The organism is Peribacillus sp. TH16 (assembly GCF_016651095.1).
Taxonomy (GTDB): Bacteria; Bacillota; Bacilli; order Bacillales; family DSM-1321; genus Peribacillus; species Peribacillus butanolivorans.
Genome location: NZ_JAEKEM010000002.1, coordinates 1,161,706 through 1,184,694, shown reverse-complemented (window position 1 = coordinate 1,184,694; position 22,989 = coordinate 1,161,706). Strand labels below are relative to the sequence as shown.

Sequence of the window (22,989 nt, the reverse complement as noted above, 5' to 3'; positions counted from 1 at the left end):
ATTCCAGGTTATATTAAAAACAGACACAGCAGTATTCTATATTTAGTTAAATTGCTGTAAATTAAAAACCCCCAACATACTGATAAACAGAATGCCAGGGGATAAAAAACTAGAGTTTTATTTTGAAGAGGCTATCTCTTCTTTTGGGATGGTAGTAATCTTTTCTTTCTGTTCAAGTATATTCATTCGCATTACGACATTTTGGAAGATTCCCATTGAAATCATAAGCAGTAGTAAGGAAGAACCTCCATAGCTGATAAATGGAAGGGTAATCCCGGTAATTGGAATAAGCCCAGTCACTCCGCCAACGTTGATGCCTACTTGAATGCCAATCATGGATGATATGCCGATTAATAGCAGGCTTCCGAATGGATCTTTACATTTGGCAGAAAGCACAAAACCCCTCAAGACGATAAAACCGAGTGTCAAAAGAACGAAAGCTACTCCGAATATTCCGAGCTCTTCCGCAATTATGGCCATGATAAAATCTGTATGTGATTCAGGCAGGTACCCGTATTTTTGTACACTGTCCCCAAGTCCGACACCTGTTACACCACCTGAACCTATTGCGAACAATGAATTCACGAGCTGATATCCGTCTTCTCCTGCTGTACCAAAAGGGTCTGCAAAGCCGGTAAAACGAGACACTTTATTTTCAGATAAAACGGATGAGAAATTACCTGTCACAAGAACTCCTAAAGCAAAAATAGCTACGAACACTAGTGTTATTAAAGAGAGTTTGAAGATGCTTTTAAAAGACATTCCAGAGGAAATGATCATGGTACTTGAAATTAGGAAAATGACGGCTGCCGTTCCATAGTCCGGTTGTATCCCGATTAAAAAACAAATAAATACTAAAAAGAAAATCGGAGGAATAACAGCTTTATCAATACTATTGATTCGATCCTGTCTTTTTCCGTAAATGGCTGCCAGGTAAATAATCATGACTAGCTTTGAAAATTCTGCGGGCTGAATAGATTTTGAACCTAATTTAAACCAGCTTGTGGCATTTCCTGCAGTATGGCCAAAGATGAAGAGCATCAAAAGGATACCTGCCATTCCAAACATCATTAACATTAAAAAGTTTTTGTTTTTGTACATCTTATAAGGAAGAATCATCGTCACAATCATTGCTAAGAAAGAAATGATAAAGGCCATTTTTTGTTTCTCAAAGAAGAAATCCATGGACTGGCCGTATCGAGCAACTGCAGTAATCATGCTCGCACTATAAATCATGACTAAACCAAATAGACAGAGTAATACGACAGCGATAAAAATAGGGAAGTCGTATGCTTTAATTATTCTTTTCACTTGTGCGCTCACCTCAAATATGTATGCGCGAAAAAATCGCCTTCTTATATAGTAACGGAAAATCGCCTATATAGATAATAATTTTTATTCAATATATGAAATTACCCTCTAAATCTTATTATTAAACCCCTAATCTGATAAATTTATAGACAATCTACTAGATTACTCTTTAAAGAAGAATCCTACTAGGTACCTTCGATAGAAAATGCAAATACTCCTTCAAAACGGAAGGGTTTTTTCTATTATATTCCATTTAAATAGTAATAATATGTAAAGTAAATTACAATCAAGGTAGGTAAACTGAGGGGGAATAATCTATGGAGCATGTTTATTTATTCACAGGATTTCCGGGTTTCATCAGTAATCAGTTGATCATGGAGCTTTTAAGGCGTGATGATGCCTTAAATAAAATCTACCTGCTTGTTTTGCCTGAACAAAAGATAAAAGCAGAAGCAGAAATCCAATCTATAGAAAATGAACTGGATGGAGCAAAAGTAGTATTTGAAATGGTGATAGGCGATATAACGAAAGAAAATCTGGATATTCCATTTGATTTAATTCATAATCTTCAACAAGAAATTACCCATGTTTTTCATCTTGCAGCGATATACGATTTAGCTGTCCCTGAAAAAATTGCTCAGCTAGTTAATGTCGTGGGTACGAAACATGTAAACGAATGGGTTAAAGGGTTAACTAAACTTAAGCGATATACCTATTTTAGCACCGCTTATGTTGCGGGTAACCGGGAAGGAAATCTGTACGAGCATGAATTGGTCTTTCCAAAAAGCTTTAAGAACCATTATGAACGGACTAAATTTGACGCCGAATTATTGGTCGAGGAGCTTAAAAAAGAGGTTCCGACTACCATCATTCGACCTGGTATCGTAAAGGGGCATTCTCAAACAGGGCAAACAATTAAATTTGATGGACCCTATTTTATCCTTAATTTTCTTGATCGGTTAAGCTTTCTCCCTTTATTTCCATATATTTCTTCAGAAAGGGAAACAGTCGTGAACCTGGTTCCAATTGATTATATTATACAGGCTACTGCATATCTGGCATTATATAAAGAAAGTGCTGGAAAAACGTATCATTTAACCGATCCTAATCCATGTACGGCTACTGAAGTTTATGAACTATTTGTTGGAGAATTATATAAGAAAAAACCAAAAGGTTATGTACCAATGGTATTGAGTCAGGCGTTTTTATCAATTCGTCCGGTGCGGGCGTATTTAGGAGTTGAAAAAGAAGCCTTGGATTATTTTACTTGGAAGGGGCGGTTTGATAGCAAGGAAGCCCAAAAAGACTTAGCTGGTTCTGGAATCGTTTGCCCTAATTTCAGGAAAGGTGTTCCGGCTATGGTTGATTTTTATTTAAGGTATAAAAATGATAAAGAGTATCAGATTAAAATAAGGTAAAACAAGGGGAGAAGTTATGGAAGAATTACATACCAAGTGGGAAGTGTATTCTCCGGCAACAGGTGAGAAGATTGCCGAACTTGATGAAACGCCACTGGAGTCTATTCCTCATTTATATACGAAATCAAGACAAGTGTTTCAGACCTGGTCAAAACTTCCTATCAAAGAACGTCTGCAATATTTAAAGCGCCTTCGTTTACTGATGGTTAACAAAATGGATGAAATAGCTGAGGTTATTTCAAAAGATACAGGCAAAGTTAAAATTGAAGCGCTTGTCGCGGATATCATGCCAACTATTGATGCAATTAAGCATATTGAAAAACATGCAGTGAAAGCTCTTTCTAGACAGAAGGTTCCCACACCATTAATGTTAATTGGGAAAAAATCTTATATTGATTATATGCCCCGTGGAACTGTTCTCGTCATTTCACCTTGGAATTATCCGCTTCAACTAGCAATGGTCCCGATCCTGAATGCTCTTGCCGGTGGGAATACCGTTATTGCCAAACCTTCAGAGGTGACACCTTTAGTGGGAATGTGCATAGAAAATTTATTCCATGAAGCAGGTTTTCCAGAGGGGACCGTTCAGTTTGCTCATGGAGGGAAAGATTTAGGTGCGTCATTAACTGAGCAGAAACCGGACTATATTTTTTTCACTGGTTCTGTCAGGACCGGAAAAATAATTGGTGAAGTTGCAGCAAAACAGCTAATTCCAAGTACTTTGGAGCTTGGTGGAAAGGATCCGATGATTGTCCTGCGTGATGCGAACTTGGAACGGGCTGTTAATGGAGCGCTTTGGGGGGCTTTTACAAATAGCGGGCAGGTGTGTATGAGTGTTGAACGAATATATGTGGAACGTCCCGTTTATAAGGAGTTTCTGTCTTTGCTTAAAGAAAAGGCTAATTCTTTAAAACAGGGGACACGATTAACGGATGATATTGGTTCAATGACCTTCCCGGCTCAGATTGATATTGTTGCTGGACACCTAGAGGATGCGCTTAATAAGGGTGCCATACTTGAATCTGGAACCTCACCGAATGATTGGAAAACGGGTCAGACCTATTTTATTCCGCCGACGATATTGTCCAATGTCAATCATACAATGAAAATTATGAAAGAAGAAACGTTCGGTCCAGTTCTGCCAGTTGTACCATTCGATACGGAGGAAGAAGTCGTCCGGCTAGCAAATGATACTGAGTACGGACTTAATTCGAGCGTTTGGACAATGGATACGGTAAAAGCAAATCGGGTAGCATCCCAGTTAGTGACAGGAGCGGTAACGATCAATGATGTGCTGATTACTGTTGCTAATCATTACTTACCCTTTGGTGGTACAAAGCAAAGTGGTATCGGCCGTTATCATGGCGAACAAGGAATGCGGATTTTTTGTCATGAAAAAGCAATCATGAAAGACAATGGAAAAAAGAATTCGGAAATTCAATGGTATCCATATGAAGGGAAGTATACGAAGTTTTTATCACTGTTCCAACACTACTTTTCTGAAAAAACCAACTGGATTCAATTTGGTAAAGAATATTTACAATTAATTAAGATATCCAAGGAAAAACGAAAATAGAAATTCTAGAATTTTTATCTTATAGAAAAAAAGATTGTAATTTTCACCATTAGCACGTATACTATTAATATACTTAATAACTGATTTTCCTTTTACAAAGGGGAGTAGCGTTAGGGTTCGCCCTAAAACAAAGTCGTCATTACGTGAGTGGAGACATTCATCGGCTTTGTTGACATGTTTTCATGTTCAGCAAGACCTTTGCCTATACGGCAGAGGTCTTTTTATTTTGCCAATGCCGATAGCGAGGGAAATACAAACTATTGGAGGTTGAATGCATGGAAGCATCAATATTATTGGAATATGGCTGGGTCCTTCTTATCTTGGTTGGATTAGAAGGAATACTCGCTGCAGATAATGCAGTCGTTATGGCTGTCATGGTTAAACATTTACCAAAAGAACAACAACGAAAAGCCTTGTTTTACGGTCTGATGGGAGCTTTTGTTTTCCGCTTTGCAAGTTTATTCCTTATTTCCTTTCTTGTCGACGTGTGGCAAGTTCAAGCAATCGGTGCCATTTACTTACTTTTCATTGCTTTTCAGCATATTTACAAAAAATACGCTAGGAAAGGTGAGAAGGAAGTCACTAAACCTAAGAAACAATCTGGCTTCTGGATGACAGTGGTAAAGGTAGAGGCTGCTGATATTGCATTTGCGATTGATTCCATGTTGGCTGCTGTTGCGCTGGCCGTTACACTTCCTGCAACAGGTTGGATGAAAGTTGGCGGAATTGACGGGGGGCAATTCGCTGTAATGTTCCTCGGTGGTATGATCGGGTTGATTATTATGCGATTTGCAGCTAATGGATTTGTGAAATTGCTTCATCAGCGTCCTTCACTTGAAACTGGAGCATTTTTAATTGTAGGTTGGGTTGGGGTAAAGTTAGCGGTATACACACTTGCACACCCTTCGTTAGCTGTCATCGATCACCATTTCCCGGAATCAACACTTTGGAAATCGATTTTCTGGGTTGTATTAATCGGTATTGTCATAAGTGCATGGATCATTTCAAGCAAAAAAGAAAAAGAAAAAGAAAAACAAATACAAGAAGCATAAAAAAAATCAGGCGTGCAAGTCGCGCCTGGTTTTTTTATTTGTAAATCAAAATCCATTATATGGGTTTTGGGGTGTGACCCACAAAAATTCAGACGCTTTTACGAACGATATGTTAAAAGAAGTAAATATTAAATTTGGGTAAAAAAAATGACAATTGCCCCATTGATTTGTGAAATAACTAGAAAAAAGTTATTTTACTGTAATTACACTGTAATAAACGAGAAAAAACTAAGTATTTTTTCATGTGGATATATTTTGTGATTTCGATATCATTGAAAAATAGTTCTTTTGGTACTGTCTTTTAGACTCCCTCCGCTTAAGATAAATATGTTGATCGTTTTTCCGTTCAACAGGAGCGAGGTGAGCAAATGCTTGGTTTGTTGTTTACAGCATTCAAAAAAAAGCGTTCTTTAGAAGAAACCGTTTTGAAAATTCAACAAGGCGATATTAGCCTTCGTAACGATATTATAGAATCATTTAAGCCTTTTATAGCCAAAGCCGTCTCGTCAGTATGCAGACGCTACATATACGAATCAGATGATGAATTCAGTATTGGATTGATTGCTTTTAATGAGGCGATAGATAAATATTCCCCGGAAAAAGGCCGTTCTTTGTTGGCATTTGCCGAAACCCTTGTTAAGCGAAGGGTTATTGATTACTTAAGAAGCCAATCAAGAAGCAAAGAAATTATTCTGGATTTTTCTCAAAACGAAGAAAATGATCAAAGCCAAATATATCTGGATAATGAAAATTCCATACAGGAATATGAAATACAAAAGGAATCAGAAAAAAGAAAAGAAGAAATTCAACTTTATATAAGCCATCTACAGGATTTTGGTCTGTCGTTTGATGATCTCGTTGAAAACTCTCCAAAACATGCAGATGCTAGGAAGGGAGCGATAATGATTGCTAAATTGTTAATGGACGATGACGACTTGAAAGAAATCCTGTTTACAAAAAAGCGGCTGCCAGTAAAACAGCTTGAGGGAAAGGTAGATGTAAGCAGAAAAACAATCGAACGGAATCGAAAGTACATCATTGCTGTTGCAATAATAATAAACGGGGATTTTTTGTATTTGAATGATTATATAAAAGGGGTTATTAATGGATGAAAAAAGGAGTTATTCTTTCAATAAATAAGCGTTTTGTAACCCTATTAACCCCCGAAGGCGAGTTTCTAAAAACCAAAAGACAGGAAAGAACGTATGAAGTGGGCGAAGAAATCACTTTTTCACCTTTTAAACCAAAAGTAACTTTATCTTTTTCTAGCTTTCATTTATCTTTCAAAAAAAAGGCGATGCTTAGTGTAACAGCTGCCCTTCTGATTCTCTTTTCTATTCTGCCATCGTATTCTTCTGAGCATGTCTCTGCATATATGACAATTGATGTGAATCCAAGTATTGAACTAGAGCTGAATGATCAATTAGAGGTTCTCAAACTTACCGGCTTAAACGAAGATGGTAAGCTTGTTATTAATAAGTTGACGAACTGGAAAGGTAAAGAAATTAAGACGGTCACAAACCGAATTGTTGAAACAACAAAGAAACTCGGTTATTTGAAAGGAAATAAACAAATAGTTGTTTCTACAACGTTATTGGATAAAGATAAAAAACTGGATAAGAATTTAAAAGAAGAGATTAAAGAAATTTCAGAGCAGGGAAATGTTTCACAAACAAAGATGAAAGTTATTCAAGCAACGAAAACTGATCGGAAGCAGGCTAGGAAACAAGGCATGTCTACCGGAAAATATGTTGAAAAGAAGTTGAATGAGGATAAAGAGAAAGTTAAAGTGAACACAAGGGAACCTGCAACGGATAAAAATGTCGAGGGTAATACCGAAACCTTGGAAGAGAAGAGAGAATCGCAGAGCAATAAAAACAAGTCGAATCAAGAAAATGAAAAAGTGAACAATCCAAGTGAGAAAAAGGAAAAAGTGAACATTCCAAGTGAGAAAAAGGAAAAAACAGTTATCAAAGACGAACTAACCGAAAAAAGGGAAATGCAAAAACAATATAAGCAAAAGAAGGAAACATCAGATAAAAAAGAAAAAAATGGACAATATAGACCATATAACGGAAAAAACAAAGAGAAAAATACCTTTCAAGAAAAAAACAAAGAGAAAAATACCTTTCAAGAAAAAAACAAAAAGAAAAATACCTTTCAAGAAAAAAACAAAAAACAGAACGGAAAATCAAATAGAGACCATAGCAACCATTCAAAAGACAAGCAATTGAAAGAGCGGAAGTGGGTCAAATCAAATGAAAAGACTGAACAGAGAATTGATAAGCAAAGACACCCATCAGTCAAAGAAAAGGCAAAAGAAAGTGAAAAAAGTAAAGACCATCGTATAAAGCACGAAACTAAAAAGGGCAATAAGACAGAACGGAATAAGACAGAACGGAATAAGAGGGAAATGAATAATAAAGAAAACGGTAATGAACGGAATATTAAAAAGAGTCCAGCTTAAAAGCTGGACTCTTAGCCATTGATATTCAATTGTAATAGGATTTATTGACCTTTAAGTTGAGATTGAGCTTGCTGAACAAGACGTTTTGTAATTTCTCCACCAACTGAACCATTGGCACGTGCGGATGTATCGGAACCTAATTGTACACCAAATTCTGATGCTATTTCATATTTAATTTGTTCAAGTGCTTGTTCGATTCCAGGAACAAGAAGGTTGTTACTGCTGTTAGCCATTTGAATCTCCCCTTTACGTTTTCAACGGCTTTTGCCGCTGTAATGATAGTATAAGTAGAAAAAGGAGTTTTACTTATGTAAGCAGTATCAAACTTATTGGTAAACCTGCCTTATTGTTGCAAGTAAGACAGTTTCAAAAGAGAATGGAAAAAAGAATGAAAAAAGGGTAAACTAGATTTTTAATGGTTATGTGATTCACATAATTATAAAGGAGTAAGAAAGGAAAACTCTGTATGTTTGCTATCAAAAAACTATTAGCAAAATTAACACCAGCACAGCTTATCGTCGGTTATTACTTTTTAGCTGTCAGTATCTCGACCATACTGTTGAGTCTGCCGGTTGCTCTTAAGCCAGGCGTAAAATGGGGATTCATGGATGCTTTATTCACAGCCGTAAGTGCAGTTAGTGTGACAGGTCTAACAGTTGTTAGTATGCCCGAAGTGTTTAATGAGGTAGGCTATTTCATTCTAATGTTTGTTCTCCAATTTGGTGGTATTGGCATTATGACACTTGGAACCTTTTTCTGGTTGATTTTGGGTAAGAAAATCGGCTTGAAGGAAAGACAATTGATCATGACCGATCAAAACCAATCGAATCTATCGGGGCTTGTTAAATTATTGATTCAAATCATTCAGATATTTGTCGTAATTGAAATGATTGGGGCTCTTGTTTTAGGCATTTACTTTCTGAATTATTATCCAAACTGGAAAGAAGCCTTTTTAAATGGCTTATTTTTAGCTGTAAGTGCCACCACGAATGCTGGTTTTGATATTACCGGTATTTCAATGATTCCATTTAAAGGCGATTATTTTGTACAGTTTATCACGATTATCCTACTTACCCTTGGAGCAATTGGATTTCCGGTTTTAATTGAGTTGAAAGAATTTGTATCCAATAGTGCACGTACTTATAAGTTTCATTTTTCTTTGTTTACAAAACTGACATCAGTCACTTTCTTGTGTCTTATAATTGGGGGAACTATCCTTATCTTCCTGCTAGAGATGAACGGGTTTTTAAAAGATAAGAGCTGGCATGAATCATTTTTCTACTCTCTATTTATGTCTTCGAATACGAGAAGTGGTGGCCTAACAACGATGAATGTGAGCGATTTCTCGGAACCAACCCTTTTATTGATGAGCATATTGATGTTTATTGGAGCATCTCCTAGCTCAGTGGGAGGAGGTATCCGGACAACAACCCTGGCTATAATGATTCTCTTTTTATGGAATTTTATGAGGGGAAGGCGATCTATTAAAGTATTCAAACGCGAGATTCATCCTGATGATATTCGTAAGGCGACAGCAGTTATGATCATGGGATCCCTATTATGCATTATGGCAGTATTCATTTTAGCAATTACTGAGAATTTTACTTTGATGCAAATCATTTTTGAAGTATGTTCGGCTTTCGGTTCTGTGGGTCTTTCAATGGGTATCACTCCCGAACTCAGTAATATCGGTAAAATTGTAATTATGATTATCATGTTTATTGGCCGGGTCGGGATTACGTCCCTTCTCTATATCATTGGTCATAAAGAAGTTACGGAGAATTACCATTATCCAAAAGAACGCGTCATTATTGGATAATGTTTTAGCTATATCAGAGACCTTTCCATTGTGGAAAGGTTTTTTGAGTTGTTTGCAGGAATCGAAGTAATTATGTTGAAATGTACCTATAAGATAATTAATTACCATTTTAATGTAAGGTATATGCTAAATTCAAATCCTAACTTGCTGGAATTTAATCGATTATTTTTTTAATTATTTTGGTAAGGAGGTGGAGGAAATAAAGAAATACGTTGGAAGGATTTTTGTTCCTGCACTATTTTTTATATTAATATTGCCATTTATAGGATGGATGTATATTGAAGTACATAAAGTTTCCACCTTTGCAGGAATATATATAGTCGCAATTGTATCTATAGCTTGGTTATTAGGCGCTACCTATGATAAAAACCGAAAAATGATTGAGTTATTGAAGGATAGTGAAGGGCGTTATCGAATTTTCTCTAAGTACTCGAAAGAATTGGTCAATAGCTTCAATGAAGTTATATTCCAAACAGATGAGAAAGGAAAATGGCTATATTTAAATCCTGCCTGGAAATTGATGAGTGGTACTACTGTTAACGAAACTCTCGGGCTTCACTTTTCTAAAAGTATGGATAATACATCGTATCAAGAAGTTTTGAAAACGTTTGCAGAATCCTTTCATCAAGGAAAAAAATATTTTCGTGTGGATATTAAATTGAATAATTCGAAAAAGGAGACGACCTGGGTCGAAGCATTTGTCAAATTAATTCATGACGAGGCAGGGAAATTCATCGGAACGGCAGGAATATTATCAGAAATTAATGAACGGAAGCATGCAGAGGAAAAGCTTGTAAGTTTGAATGAAAATTTAGCGATTACTTCCAGTAAATTATCTACGGCTGCCCAACTTGCTGCAGGGATTGCTCATGAAGTTAGAAACCCCATGACAGCGATTTTAGGTTTTGTAAAACTGATCAGAGACGGGGGTGCCGATAAACAGGAGTACTATGACATTATTTTTTCGGAAATAAATCGGATCGAGCAAGTCCTAAATGAACTATTGCTGCTTTCAAAGCCAAGTGAAGAGGAGTTTCTTAAGAAAGATATAAAAAAAACCTGCAATCATGTGATTACTTTGTTGGAAACCAATGCCGTACTTAATAATATTCAAATTCATAAAAATTATAATGAACAGTCGATTTATATATATTGTGATGAAAATCAAATCAAACAAGTACTAATAAACCTTATAAAAAACTCCATTGAATCGATGACAGATGGCGGAAATATTTTTGTGAATATATATGAAAAAGACAATGAAGTTTATATAAGCATTTTGGATGAGGGGGAGGGGATTCCAGAAAACTCTCTTCAAAAAGTTGGTGAACCATTCTTCACTACGAAATCAACGGGAACAGGATTAGGACTTTCAGTATGTTTTAAAATCATTGAGAAACATGGTGGTAAAGTATTCATTACTAGCGAACTAAAAAAAGGTACGAAAATCGTTTGTGTCTTTCCGATAGTTGAACCAAGAGATATGGATGTTCTGAAGCAAGGAAGTGGATTAACAGGAAATTAATTTATTTAATAATTGAAAAAAAGGGAAAATAGTTGTATACTGTAAAAAGAAAGTTAACATACTAACCGGTTAGTGAGTTGAAAGGGAGGAATTAATTTGAACTTTGAACATACACAAAAAGTAAAAAATCTGGAAAAGAAGTTAACAGAATTTATGGAGAAATACGTATACCCAAATGAATCGGTGTATCATAAGCAGCTCGAAAAACAGAAAAGCCGCTGGAGTGAAATACCGCCGGTTTTATCTGAATTAACTGCAAAAGCAAAGGAAGAAGGACTCTGGAATTTATTTTTACCGGAAAGCAATTATGGAGCCGGTTTAACCAATCTTGAATATGCGCCGCTTTGTGAAATTATGGGAAGATCGATGATAGGACCCGAAATTTTTAACTGTAATGCGCCTGACACTGGGAATATGGAAGTATTGGTTCGTTATGGTACTGATGAACATAAAGAGCGCTGGTTGAAGCCGTTGCTTGCTGGGGAAATCCGCTCATGCTTTTCAATGACAGAGCCAGAAGTGGCATCTTCTGATGCAACCAATATTGAGTGCCGAATTGAAAAAAGCGGGAGTGAATATGTAATAAACGGTCGGAAATGGTGGTCTTCTGGAGCTGGTGATCCACGATGTAAAATTGCTATTGTTATGGGTAAGACCGATCCAGACGCCTCTAAGCATGAACAACAATCTATGATTCTCGTACCGCTGGATACACCGGGAGTCAAAATTGAGAGAATGCTCCCTGTTTTCGGTTATGATCATGCACCTCATGGACATGCTGAAATAACTTTTGAAAACGTGAGGGTCTCAAGCGAGAATATTCTTTTGGGTGAAGGGAAAGGGTTTGCTATTGCTCAAGGAAGGCTTGGTCCTGGAAGAATACATCACTGTATGAGGCTTATCGGAGCTGCAGAAAGAGCGCTTGAAGAATTATGTAAGCGTATTCAAAATCGTGTCGCTTTTGGAAAACCTTTGGCGAGACAAGGTGTGATTATGGAATGGGTGGCAGATTCCCGTATTGAAATTGAGCAAGCCAGGCTTTTGACTTTAAAAGCTGCATATATGATGGATACTGTAGGAAACAAGGAAGCGAAGGCGGAAATTGCCATGATAAAAGTGGTTGCACCTAACATGGCATTAAAAGTGCTGGATCGTGCCATCCAAGGGTTTGGCGCAGCAGGTATATCTGATGATTTCCCTTTTGCGGCTCATTGGGCAAATGCCAGGACATTGAGGCTTGCCGATGGTCCGGATGAGGTACACCGTTCGCAAATCGCTAAAATTGAACTTCGCAAACACCAAAAGCATGAGGTGAAAATATGAAAGCGACTGATCTATTTGATTTAACCGGAAAGACAGCGATTATTACAGGTGGAGGAAGAGGGCTTGGAGAACAAATAGCGACTGGCTTTGCCGAAGCAGGGGCCAATGTGGTTCTTTGTTCCAGAAAGAAGGAGGCATGTGATGAAGTTGCATCGCATATCGAGAAGCTGGGAGTGAGGGCGCTTTCCATCAAATGTGATATTACCAACCCGGTAGATGTACAGGAAGTAGTGAACGTAACTTACAGAGCATTCGGATCTATAGATATTTTAGTAAATAATAGCGGGGCATCCTGGGGAGCTCCTGCCGTTGATATGCCCCTTGAAGCCTGGCAGAAGGTAATGAATGTCAATGTGACTGGAACCTTCATCATGAGTCAGACTGTAGGTAGGATCATGATCGATCAGGGGTATGGAAAAATCATAAACATTGCTTCTGTCGCGGGACTTGGCGGGACGGACCCAAGGGTCCTTGATACAGTCGGCTATAATACGAGCAAAGGGGCAGTAATTACCTTAACAAAGGATTTAGCCGTTAAATGGGGCCAGCATAATATTAATGTAAATGCGATAGCACCTGGATTCTTTCCGACAAAAATGACCAAAGGCGTTCTTGAGAAAGGAAAAAATCCTATCTTGGAATCCACTCCGCTTAAAAGGTTAGGGAGTGATGATGATTTAAAAGGAGCTGCGATTTTCCTAGCCTCGAAAGCCTCCGATTATGTGACGGGGAATATCTTAATAGTTGATGGGGGTTCGCATGCAATGTAATGAAAAGTAATTAAATATGGCTGGAGGGTATGTAATGATGAATGAAAAAAAGTGGCTGTCAATGTATCCTGATTCAATACCTAAGGAAATAAAAGTTCCTGAGTTTCCGATGCAGCAGATCCTTAAAAACACATTTCAGTCCTATCCAAACAATACAGCAATTACTTTTTATGGTCGAAAGATTTCTTATCAGGAGCTTTTCTTTGCATCACAAGCTTTCGCTTCAGCTCTTCAACAAAAGAGTGTCCAAAAGGGTGATCGTGTAGCAATAATGCTCCCTAACTGTCCGCAATACGTCATAGCTTACTATGGCTCATTGACTACAGGTGCCATTATTACACAAATCAATCCAATGTTGGTTGAAAGAGAGTTGCAGCATATTTTACAGGACTCTGGTGCCGAAACAATTGTGGTGTTAGACGGACTATATCCAAAAGTGAAAAGTGTGCAGCAGAATGTAAATGTGAAAAATATTATAGTAGTCAGCCTACAACCATCTGATGCAGATTTCCAACCTGATATTTCATTTGATCAATTTATAAAAACAGGCGATGGCAACATTACTCCAGTAACAATTGATCCGGGAAATGATATAGCCGTACTTCAGTATACAGGAGGCACAACGGGACGTTCGAAGGGTGCAATGCTGACACACAGCAATATTCTGGCAAACGTAGTTCAATCTTATGAGTTCTTCAAGCATGAACTAAAAATAGGTTGTGAACGAACTCTGACGGTCATACCACTTTTTCATGTGTTTGGAATGACGTCTGCAATGAATTTATCGGTGTATATTGCGGGTGATTCAATTATACTGCCACGGTTTGAAATAGAGGAAGTATTAGAAACAATTAAGCGTGAACAGCCTACCATTTTCCCTGGTGTACCTACTATGTACGTCGCGTTAACGAACCACCCTAAGGCTGAAGAATACGGTATGGGTTCGATTCGGGTCTGTAACAGCGGGAGTGCCCCGATGCCGATGGAACTGCTTCGTGAGTTTGAACGAAAATCAGGGGCGAAAATAATGGAAGGCTATGGTCTTTCGGAAGCTTCCCCATCAACGCATTGTAACCCTATATTTGCTGAAAGAAAGACCGGTAGTGTCGGGATTGGTTTCCCTTCCACTGATTATAAAGTGGTGGATCTAGGAGACGGAACAAAGGAAGTAGCTACGGGTGAAATGGGAGAGTTAATTATCAAAGGACCGCAAGTGATGAAAGGTTATTGGAATATGCCTGAGGAAACGGCGGTGACTCTGAAGGATGGCTGGCTTTATACAGGTGATATTGCCAAGGTTGATGAAGGCGGGTATCTCTATATTGTCGACAGGAAAAAAGATTTGATTATTGCAAGTGGCTATAATATTTATCCGCGTGATGTAGAAGAAGTGCTTTATGAACATCCAGCTGTTCAGGAAGCGGTTGTTATCGGAGTTCCGGATACCTATAGAGGAGAGTCCGTTAAAGCAGTGCTTGTTCTTAAAAGTAATCAGAAGGCAAGCGAACAGGATATCATCGATTATTGCCGTGCAAACCTATCGGCCTATAAGGTCCCGCAACTTGTAGAATTTCGTGAAGTGCTTCCGAAAACAAACGTCGGAAAGATTTTAAGGCGAGCTTTAAGAGAAGAATTTTCTAAAAAATAATATGGCTTGATAATACGAAAGCGTATGATATCAATTCACCTGAAATTTTAAACAGAATGCGAGGATGCTTACATGAAAGAAAAAATGACAGAAAATAGCATACGTTTATTCGAAAAGAAGGGCTTTAGTGAGACGTCTATTCAGGATATTGTTGAATCGATTGGTGTGACGAAGGGAACGTTTTATTATTACTTTACGAGCAAAGAACAGTTGCTTATGGATATTCATCTGGCTTACATAGATGAGCTCCTAAATGAGCAGGAAAAAATCATTCAGGTTCTTGAAAAAAGCTGCAAAGATAAGCTTTTCGAAATGGTTTATATGCTTTTAAAGAGTATCAAAACAAAAAAATCAAGCGCTACGGTCTTTTTTCGTGAAATGAAAAATCTAAGTGAAGAAAAACTGGCTCAGATCCTTCCTAAGCGTGATGAATTCCGTAATAGAATTGAGCAGTTGCTTAAAAAAGGTATCGAGAGTGGAGAGTTTCGCTCCAATCTCGATACATCTATCATCTCGTTTGCGATTTTGGGTGTGGCCAATTGGAGCTATCATTGGTTTGATCCAGATGGGGAAAAAACAGATCAGGAAGTGGCAAGGATTTTTATGGGAATGATTTTACAGGGAATTGAAGAAGGAAGATAAATTACATACTAACTAGTTAGTAGAAGGGAGAATGACGTTATGCCGAACAAGCAAATTAATTCTATAACCGTAATTGGAGCCGGCCAGATGGGGCATCAGATTGCGATGCTTGCAGCACTTGGAGGATTCGAGACAGTTCTCCAGGATGTTCAAGAAAATGCTTTAATAACAGCTAAGGAAAAATTGGAAGATATTTTGGCTAAGTGGGTCCAAAAAGGAAAATTGACTGAAGATCGTAAACTGGCAGCCTTCAGTCGCCTTCAATATACTACCAATTTGGAAAAGGCGGCAAGCCGGGCGGATCTTATCATCGAAGCGATTGTAGAAAAACTTGATGTGAAACAGGAAGTCTTCGCCAAACTAGAGGTGCTGGCACCAGCAGAAACAATTTTTGCGACTAATAGTTCAACTATCGTCAATAGTCTCCTTTCGGGTGTGACAAATCGTCCAGATAAGTTTATTAATATGCATTTCTTTTTTCCACCTTTAGTAATGGATTGTGTTGAAGTTGTCATGAGTGATCAAACATCTGAAGAAACAGCAAAGCTTGCAATGGAAGTAACTCAGAAAATGAACAGGACAGGCATTTTATTACGGAAAGAAATATCAGGTTTTGTTGCCAATCGAATTTTAGGTGCATTACAGCGTGAAGCATTATTTCTGTATGAAGAAGGAATCGTTGATTACAAGGATATCGATTTAATTTGTCGAAAAGCATTAAGCCATCCAATCGGCCCGTTTGAACTGATGGACTTATCAGGTATTGATGTAAGTTATTTCGTCATGCAACAGCGATATGACGAAACTGGAAATCCTGAAGATAAACCAAATGTTTGTATTGAAGAAAAGGTGAAACAAGGACATTTAGGAAGGAAAACAGGTAAGGGCTGGTATGACTATCCAAACAAAGGAGTGAAAAAATGAGAAATTTAGTGAGAGTGGAAAAGGAAAATAAGCTTGCTATTGTAACCATTGATAATCCTCCATTAAACGTAATCAGTAAAAATGTATTTAAGGGTTTGTTGGAAGTATTTACTGAGCTTGAAGAAGATAATGAAACGGTAGCAGTACTCATTACTGGTGCAGGCGATATTGCATTTGCTGCAGGTGCGGATATAAAAGAATTTCCACAAATGATGGGAAATCCGAATATGAAAGAAACTGTAAGGGAAAGTCATGCAATCTTAAATAAAATTGATCATTTTCCTAAACCGACGATTGCTGTCTTAAACGGTATGACTTTAGGAGGCGGATGCGAACTAGCTCTGGCCTGCGATTTGCGGGTAGCCGAAGCACAGGTGCAAATCGGCCTGCCGGAAGTGAAATTAGGCTTATTTCCAGGAGCTGGGGGTACACAGCGTTTGTCTAGACTTGTTGGGAATGCAAAAGCAAAGGAAATTATTTTTACCGGTGATTCACTTAATGCAAAAGAAGCAGAAAAGATAGGGCTCGTCAATAAAGTCGTCGAGCAGGGATGCGGGTTAACAGAGGCAAAAAATTTAGCCTCACGAATGACGAGACATTCACTTCAGGCGCTTTCGAGAATTAAAAAGGCTATAAATGAAGGAAGCGAATCGACACTTGAACAAGGATTAGAGATTGAAACAAATCTTTTTGAAGAAATCTTCCAAACTGAAGATGTGAAAGAAGGAGTTTCAGCATTCTTAGATAAGCGGAAACCTGCTTTCTTACATCGATAAAACAAGGAGGGACATAATGCATGAATTAAAAGTTAACGTCCGCTTTTCAGAAACGGATGCCTTGGGCCATATCAATAACACAAGTTATTTTATTTACCTCGAAGAAGCCCGCATGAAATTTTTTGAAGCGTTGGGATTAGCGACAAATGTCGAAGAGTGGAATTTTTTGCTTGCTTCCACAAAATGCGATTTTATTTCTCAGGGGTACTTTAACCAGCTTTTAACTATTCGGACATATTTGACAAAGGTAGGCACGAAAAGCTGTGAAATGGTCCATGACATCTATTGTTCACAAACTGGAGAGGCCATTGCAAAGGGGAGTGCGGTCTTAGTTTGTTTCAATTTTACTGAACAGAAAAGTGAACCTATTCCTGTAATGATAAAAGATACGCTTATCTCACATCTTGTTCATACCTAGATTCACTAAAGTGTAAAGGAGTGAAGGAAATTGGTTGATGATACGATTCCTGTTCGTTCCGGTGAGGAACTGAATTTAAGTACATTAGAAGATTTTCTGAGAAAAAATGTTTTGGACCTACCAAATGAACCGTTAGAACTGCAACAGTTTTCTACAGGGTATTCCAATTTGACATATCAGTTGAAGATGGGAGAGTGGGAAGCTGTATTAAGGAGACCGCCGCTTGGTCCTGTTGCTCCAAAGGCACATGATATGAAACGGGAACACCATATTCTTTCATCAATCAACCCGTATTTTCAAGCAGCTCCTGAACCTATACTGTTTTCGGATGATGATTCAATCGTCGGATCTCCCTTTTTTCTAATGGAAAGAAAACATGGAGTTGTAATAGATTCTAAGTTTCCCGAAGGAGTCGAACCGACTTCAGAGAGGTGTCGTCAGCTTTCTTATGTCATGGTTAATCAGCTTGCTGACCTCCATTCAATTCCATATGAGAAGACGGGATTAGCGGAAATCTCCAAGCCTGAAGGGTTTATCGAGCGACAAGTACACGGTTGGATTTCCCGATATGAGCGGGCAAAGACAGATGAAATCAAAGAAGTAGGGCCACTTATCGATTATTTGCAAAAGAATATACCTCAGTATAGCCAAACTTCCATTATCCATTATGACTACAAGATTAATAATGCAATGTTTAACCAAAACCTAAGCGAAATGGTAGGATTATTTGATTGGGAAATGTCCACCGTTGGCGATCCGCTGGCAGATTTAGGAGTTGCTTTGAGCTATTGGACTGAAAGCAGCGACCCAGAATTGATTAAATTCGGTTTGGGACAAGCGTCAGTTACAACCTTGGATGGTTTTCTGACCCGACAAGAATTTATTGAAGCCTATGCAGTGAGAAGTGGCAGGAATGTTTCCAACATCGATTTTTATTTAACCTTTGGATACTTTAAGTTAGCTGTCATCCTTCAGCAAATCTATTACCGTTATAAAAAAGGACAGACCAATGATCTCCGCTTTTCTAAACTTGGAATAATGGTCAAAAGCTTAATCATCCATGCAGCTCATGTTGCGGCGAAGGAAGCTTGAGAATATGGGACATATACAAAACATACATTTGCTATTAAAAAAAGAAGAGATAGATAGGGAAAAGCTTTTAGAAGGAGAGAAAGTGGCCATCATCCTGGATGTTTTATTAGCGACTACAACTATCATTTCATCTCTTCATAATGGAGCCCGACAAGTAATTCCTGTCCTTAATCCTGTAGACGCCCTATTGAGAAGCAAGGAATTGGATCATGAGGATTATTTATTGGCAGGAGAACTTAAGGCTAAGCCGGTTGATGGATTCATGTATCCGAGTCCGACGCTTTTGAGTAAATTAGTTCTCAATAAAACGCTTGTATTATCTACGACTAATGGGACGGTTGCACTGAGAAACTCTGCTGCAGCCAAAAAGGTGTATATAGCGTCCTTGTTAAATAATCCCTCTGTTGCTGAAAAAATAAAAAAAGATCATCAGACCGAAACGATAATTATCGTTTGTTCGGGGAATTCGGGTGAATTTAGTTTGGAAGACTTTTACGGAGCAGGTCATTTGATAGAGTGCTTGATTACTGGAGCACAAGGAACGTTCAGTCTGAATGATGCAGCAATTGCTGCTTGCACTTTTTATCAGACGAATACCGACAATACATTTGATATTCTACAATCATCACAAGTCGGGCAGCTGTTTGATAAACATGACTTGATCGATGATTTGAAATTGGCTTCTCAAAAAGGTTCGATAAATCTTGTTCCTGAGTTGATAGATGGGAGAATCGAAGCTGAATTGAAAAGGCAGGAAACGTAATAACATGTTATCAAATCCAGTTGAAGAGGTGAAGGAATGAGGTTTTTACAGTCAATAGCGGTGGTAACAGGTGCAGGATCTGGAATTGGAAAGGCTACAGCAATGCGCTTATCGGGCGAAGGAGCAAAGGTTTTATTAGTGGGCCGGACGAAAGGAAAGCTGAAGGGAGTAGCTGCTGAAATCAATGCCCGGCACACAATTCCCGTGGCCGATATTTTTCCTGCAGATGTGACGGAAGAGGAAGATATAAAAGAGTTGGCGCTGTATGTAAAAGAACAATATCGGGATCTTCATATTTTAATCAACAACGCAGGTGGATCGAAATCCTCGAAGCTTCTAGATACCTCTACAGATGATTGGGATATGATTCAAGATGTCAATTTAAAAAGTGTCTTTCTTGTTTCGAAGTACTTAGGAAAAGTGATGGAAGAAGGTGCTAGAAATGGGAATGGTGACTCCGTAAACCGGGCAATCGTGAATGTTGCTTCACTCTCAGGACATCAAGCTGGAGCATTTATCCCACATTACAGCTCCGCTAAAGCAGGAGTAATCAGTTTGACTAAATCTCTAGCACTGGAATTAGCTGGAGTTGGCATACGTGTCAATTCCGTTTCACCTGGGTTTATTGAAACACCCTTAACAGAGGATGGTCTGCAGAATGAAAAATTCGTAAAGTCCATTCAACGGAACACGGCCCTGGAAAGAGTAGGTAAAGCGGAGGAAATTAGTAATGTCATTACGTTTGCTGCTTCGCCGGAAGCTTCCTATATGACAGGAACCGATATTTTGGTTGACGGCGGCTGGTTGATTAAGTAGAAAAGGGGATGGGTAAATGTTAAAAGAACACTTATTAACAGAAGTAAATAATAATGTATTAATCGTGACTTTGAATCGTCCTGAAAGCTTGAATGCCTTTAGCCCAGATATGATCTCAAACTTAACGAAAACGATTACCGATGTTAAGCACAAGCCTCATATAAGGGCCGTTGTCATCAAAGGGGCTGGACGTTCTTTTACTGCAGGAGGAGACGTTAAGTCGATGGGTCAAGCCTCGGCAGGACAATTGTATGATCATGTTGGTAAAATGAATGATTGCATTTTGGCGATGGATTCTTCTGAGGTTCCTATTATTGCTGCAGTTCATGGATTTGCGGCAGGAGCTGGTTTCAATTTGGCACTCGCATGCGATTTAATTGTGGCTTCCGATGATAGTCAATTTGCAATGAGTTTTTCACAGGTGGGCTTGATTTCAGACGGAGGAGGTTCGTACTTTTTACCAAAATTAGTAGGTCCTCATCTTGCAAAGCAGCTGTTCTTTTCGGCTGAACCGATTTCGGCCGAGCGCTTATATCAGTTAGGTGTCATTAATTATTTATTTCCACTAAATCAACTAGAAGAAGAAACGTTGAAACTTGCTGACAACCTTGCCAATGGACCGACAAAGGCATTTGGAATGATGAAAAAACTCGTTAGTCATTCATTTACGGCCACACTAGATGAAATGCTCGAACAGGAACGAATTACCCAAACCTTGATGGCGTCTACAGAAGATCATCTAGAAGGAGTTGCGGCATTCAAAGAAAAGCGTAAACCTGAATTTACTGGAAACTAACAAGGGGGAACAGTGATGAAAGCCATTCAATTTGAAGAATACGGTGGACCGGAAGTACTGAAAATGACTGATAAAGAAAAGCCGGTGCCAACTGGACATGAAGTGCTGATTGAAATTGACTGTGTCGGCGTTAATTATGCCGATACAGCAAGAAGGGAAGGGCAATACGTGGTTCCTACACCACTACCTTTCATACCAGGTGCGGAAATAGCTGGAGTGGTGGTGGAGGTTGGTGAAGAAGTAACCAAAATCAAACCGGGGACAAGGGTCGTGAGTCTGATTGAAGCGGGAGGATATGCCGAATATGCCTTATCGGATGAATTCTCTGCAATTCCTCTTCCTGATGTGATTCAGTTCCATGAGGCTGTTGCCTTACCGCTACAAGGGTTAAGTGCCTATCACATTATAAAAACGATGGGACGCCTGCAACAGGGTGAAACGGTACTTGTCCATGCAGCTGCAGGAGGCGTTGGAACGATTGCGGTCCAGCTTGCCAAAATCTTCGGGGCTGGAAAAATAATTGCCACCGCAAGTACTGAGGAAAAGCTGGCGCTAGCTAAAAAGCTGGGAGCCGATATTCTCATCAATTACACCAAAGAAGGTTGGGAGCAGGAAGTGCGTGAGGCCACTGGAGGAAAGGGTGTCGACGTCGCACTGGAAATGGTTGGTGGAGACATATTCAATAAAACACTGAAATGCTTGGCTCCATTTGGCCGACTTGTTGTTTTTGGTAATGCTAGCCGTGAGGCATATACGATGAACCCACAGGTTTTAATGCGCCGTAATCAATCTGTGGTAGGTTTTTTCCTGCCGCAGATTATGAAAAAACCAGATTTGCTGCTACCAAGCATCAAAGAGCTCTTTTCTTACGTAGCGTCAGGTAAGCTAACGCTGACTATCGGAGGTATTTATCCGTTTGAACAGGCTGCTGATGTACATGAAGAAATGAACTCCCGCCAAACAAAAGGAAAGCTGATTTTGCAGGTTAAATAAGGAAGGAGGGTGTACCGGACTTACCGGTGACACCCTTATTTTATGTGGGTATTACTAGTGAATTTTGGCTATATGACTTGTGAGTCATTTAATCCGTTTTAATACTCACATCTTTATCAGGATGCATGAAAGGGGCTTGTGGGGCTCTTTTTGCCTCTAACAGTTCGCGGTTTTCAGTTGAGTTCCATCCAATATCATTAGTTGGGTGTATCCATTCGTCTCCAGCCATGATCTCTGGGTCTGTATCTTCGCTCCAATTTTCGAGTGGTGAGTTTTCTGATGAATATTTGCTGTCCCCAATGACGACTCCATAATCATTAACAAAAGGAGCTTGCGGTTTTATCCCGGTACCTTTAAAGCTCGGCGCGTTAATTTGGTGAGGTTGGGTATCATCCATTATTGGATTATCCAATTTCCTTTTCATAAAGTATCTCCCTTTCGTTTTAGGGTTATTTTACTCGACTACCCATATATTATCCCTGAATAATTTTTAGCGGAATTACCCCATTCTAAAAAGTAAAACTTTTTAAAAAAGGTGGAATGAACATGAAACGGAAAGCCAATGTAGATGGAGCAATCAAAGCAAGTACGACGCCAAAGAAAAACCAAGCAGTAGAGGAATATTCAAATGAATTCGCAGTTGAAGAAAACGCCATGAAAGGTGCCAACCGTAATTCAAAGCAAGGCAGAAAAGGTAGAAGTTAATGGATAAAAACAAACGCAACTCTCAAGAAAAACGGGTAGAAGAAATAGTACGAACGGAATTCGGAATGGAATTCAGTGGTGATATGAATGCATCCAAGATCTATGAAATATTGTCTACAGAAAATAAAAAACGTGAAAATAAATAGAGAATAAAG

Annotated in this window: 24 protein-coding genes; 21 read left to right on the top strand and 3 right to left on the bottom strand. The window is 38.7% G+C overall.

Annotated features, from left to right (window positions below; translation table 11 throughout):
• Positions 1-117: 117 nt before the first annotated feature.
• The gene (locus JFV29_RS05705) at positions 118-1,311 is read right to left on the bottom strand and encodes an FtsW/RodA/SpoVE family cell cycle protein (protein WP_313889033.1); all 1,194 of its coding nucleotides are present in this window, start codon (positions 1,309-1,311) and stop codon (positions 118-120) included.
• A 317-nt stretch (positions 1,312-1,628) separates the two neighbouring features.
• Here JFV29_RS05705 and JFV29_RS05700 point away from each other — a divergent pair, with 317 nt between their 5' ends.
• The 5 genes from JFV29_RS05700 to JFV29_RS05680 all read left to right on the top strand — a co-directional run bounded on the left by JFV29_RS05700 (position 1,629) and on the right by JFV29_RS05680 (position 7,824).
• Positions 1,629-2,729 (top strand): SDR family oxidoreductase, encoded by a 1,101-nt coding sequence (locus JFV29_RS05700; RefSeq protein ID WP_201181682.1) that lies wholly within the window; start codon positions 1,629-1,631, stop codon positions 2,727-2,729.
• Between the two features lie 16 nt (positions 2,730-2,745).
• On the top strand, positions 2,746-4,305 hold the full coding sequence (locus JFV29_RS05695; protein ID WP_201181681.1) for an aldehyde dehydrogenase family protein: 1,560 nt from the start codon (positions 2,746-2,748) through the stop codon (positions 4,303-4,305).
• A 275-nt stretch (positions 4,306-4,580) separates the two neighbouring features.
• Positions 4,581-5,357, top strand: coding sequence for a TerC family protein (locus tag JFV29_RS05690; protein ID WP_201181680.1), 777 nt, complete (start codon positions 4,581-4,583; stop codon positions 5,355-5,357).
• 368 nt (positions 5,358-5,725) lie between these two features.
• On the top strand, positions 5,726-6,469 hold the full coding sequence (gene sigI / locus JFV29_RS05685; RefSeq protein WP_201181679.1) for an RNA polymerase sigma factor SigI: 744 nt from the start codon (positions 5,726-5,728) through the stop codon (positions 6,467-6,469).
• Positions 6,466-7,824: an anti-sigma factor domain-containing protein gene (locus tag JFV29_RS05680; protein ID WP_201181677.1), complete on the top strand. Its 1,359-nt coding sequence runs from the start codon at positions 6,466-6,468 to the stop codon at positions 7,822-7,824. The genes sigI and JFV29_RS05680 overlap by 4 nt, the downstream gene beginning before the upstream one ends.
• A 41-nt stretch (positions 7,825-7,865) precedes the next feature.
• Here the strand turns inward: JFV29_RS05680 and JFV29_RS05675 are convergent, their stop codons facing one another.
• Positions 7,866-8,057: an alpha/beta-type small acid-soluble spore protein gene (locus JFV29_RS05675; protein ID WP_034314196.1), complete on the bottom strand. Its 192-nt coding sequence runs from the start codon at positions 8,055-8,057 to the stop codon at positions 7,866-7,868.
• A 233-nt stretch (positions 8,058-8,290) separates the two neighbouring features.
• On the opposite strand from JFV29_RS05675, the gene JFV29_RS05670 reads away from it, so the two are divergent.
• The 14 genes from JFV29_RS05670 (at position 8,291) to JFV29_RS05605 (ending at position 22,129) form a co-directional block, all read left to right on the top strand.
• Complete coding sequence (locus tag JFV29_RS05670; protein WP_201181675.1) at positions 8,291-9,643, top strand: TrkH family potassium uptake protein; 1,353 nt, start codon at positions 8,291-8,293, stop codon at positions 9,641-9,643.
• 271 nt (positions 9,644-9,914) lie between these two features.
• Complete coding sequence (locus JFV29_RS05665) at positions 9,915-11,168, top strand: ATP-binding protein (RefSeq protein ID WP_201181673.1); 1,254 nt, start codon at positions 9,915-9,917, stop codon at positions 11,166-11,168.
• Between the two features lie 96 nt (positions 11,169-11,264).
• Positions 11,265-12,491, top strand: coding sequence for an acyl-CoA dehydrogenase (locus JFV29_RS05660; RefSeq protein WP_057213375.1), 1,227 nt, complete (start codon positions 11,265-11,267; stop codon positions 12,489-12,491).
• Positions 12,488-13,261 carry an SDR family oxidoreductase gene (locus JFV29_RS05655; RefSeq protein WP_201181671.1) on the top strand — a complete coding sequence of 258 codons (774 nt, stop codon included), beginning with the start codon at positions 12,488-12,490 and terminating at the stop codon, positions 13,259-13,261. The genes JFV29_RS05660 and JFV29_RS05655 overlap by 4 nt, the downstream gene beginning before the upstream one ends.
• Before the next feature lie 37 nt (positions 13,262-13,298).
• Positions 13,299-14,909: a long-chain-fatty-acid--CoA ligase gene (locus JFV29_RS05650; RefSeq protein ID WP_274606932.1), complete on the top strand. Its 1,611-nt coding sequence runs from the start codon at positions 13,299-13,301 to the stop codon at positions 14,907-14,909.
• 72 nt (positions 14,910-14,981) lie between these two features.
• Positions 14,982-15,551 carry a TetR/AcrR family transcriptional regulator gene (locus JFV29_RS05645; RefSeq protein WP_201181668.1) on the top strand — a complete coding sequence of 190 codons (570 nt, stop codon included), beginning with the start codon at positions 14,982-14,984 and terminating at the stop codon, positions 15,549-15,551.
• Between the two features lie 39 nt (positions 15,552-15,590).
• A complete protein-coding gene (locus JFV29_RS05640; RefSeq protein ID WP_201181667.1) occupies positions 15,591-16,475 on the top strand; it encodes a 3-hydroxyacyl-CoA dehydrogenase family protein in 885 nt (294 codons plus the stop codon).
• Positions 16,472-17,251, top strand: coding sequence for an enoyl-CoA hydratase/isomerase family protein (locus tag JFV29_RS05635; RefSeq protein WP_116821739.1), 780 nt, complete (start codon positions 16,472-16,474; stop codon positions 17,249-17,251). The genes JFV29_RS05640 and JFV29_RS05635 overlap by 4 nt, the downstream gene beginning before the upstream one ends.
• 16 nt (positions 17,252-17,267) lie before the next feature.
• The gene (locus JFV29_RS05630) at positions 17,268-17,669 is read left to right on the top strand and encodes an acyl-CoA thioesterase (protein WP_201181666.1); all 402 of its coding nucleotides are present in this window, start codon (positions 17,268-17,270) and stop codon (positions 17,667-17,669) included.
• 30 nt (positions 17,670-17,699) lie between these two features.
• Positions 17,700-18,761: a phosphotransferase family protein gene (locus JFV29_RS05625; protein ID WP_201181665.1), complete on the top strand. Its 1,062-nt coding sequence runs from the start codon at positions 17,700-17,702 to the stop codon at positions 18,759-18,761.
• A 4-nt stretch (positions 18,762-18,765) separates the two neighbouring features.
• Complete coding sequence (locus JFV29_RS05620; protein ID WP_207205086.1) at positions 18,766-19,524, top strand: 2-phosphosulfolactate phosphatase; 759 nt, start codon at positions 18,766-18,768, stop codon at positions 19,522-19,524.
• Positions 19,525-19,560: 36 nt separating this feature from the next.
• A complete protein-coding gene (locus JFV29_RS05615) occupies positions 19,561-20,340 on the top strand; it encodes an SDR family NAD(P)-dependent oxidoreductase (protein WP_201181664.1) in 780 nt (259 codons plus the stop codon).
• A gap of 16 nt (positions 20,341-20,356) precedes the next feature.
• Positions 20,357-21,136: an enoyl-CoA hydratase/isomerase family protein gene (locus JFV29_RS05610; RefSeq protein WP_201181663.1), complete on the top strand. Its 780-nt coding sequence runs from the start codon at positions 20,357-20,359 to the stop codon at positions 21,134-21,136.
• Between the two features lie 15 nt (positions 21,137-21,151).
• Positions 21,152-22,129, top strand: coding sequence for a quinone oxidoreductase family protein (locus JFV29_RS05605; RefSeq protein ID WP_201181661.1), 978 nt, complete (start codon positions 21,152-21,154; stop codon positions 22,127-22,129).
• Positions 22,130-22,217: 88 nt separating this feature from the next.
• On the opposite strand, the gene JFV29_RS05600 is transcribed toward JFV29_RS05605, so the two are convergent.
• Complete coding sequence (locus JFV29_RS05600) at positions 22,218-22,553, bottom strand: DUF3905 domain-containing protein (RefSeq protein ID WP_201181658.1); 336 nt, start codon at positions 22,551-22,553, stop codon at positions 22,218-22,220.
• 122 nt (positions 22,554-22,675) lie between these two features.
• Between JFV29_RS05600 and JFV29_RS05595 the strand changes: the two genes are divergently transcribed.
• Positions 22,676-22,834: a hypothetical protein gene (locus tag JFV29_RS05595; RefSeq protein WP_056530653.1), complete on the top strand. Its 159-nt coding sequence runs from the start codon at positions 22,676-22,678 to the stop codon at positions 22,832-22,834.
• The gene (locus JFV29_RS05590; protein WP_169787512.1) at positions 22,834-22,980 is read left to right on the top strand and encodes a hypothetical protein; all 147 of its coding nucleotides are present in this window, start codon (positions 22,834-22,836) and stop codon (positions 22,978-22,980) included. The genes JFV29_RS05595 and JFV29_RS05590 overlap by 1 nt, the downstream gene beginning before the upstream one ends.
• Positions 22,981-22,989 lie beyond the last annotated feature (9 nt).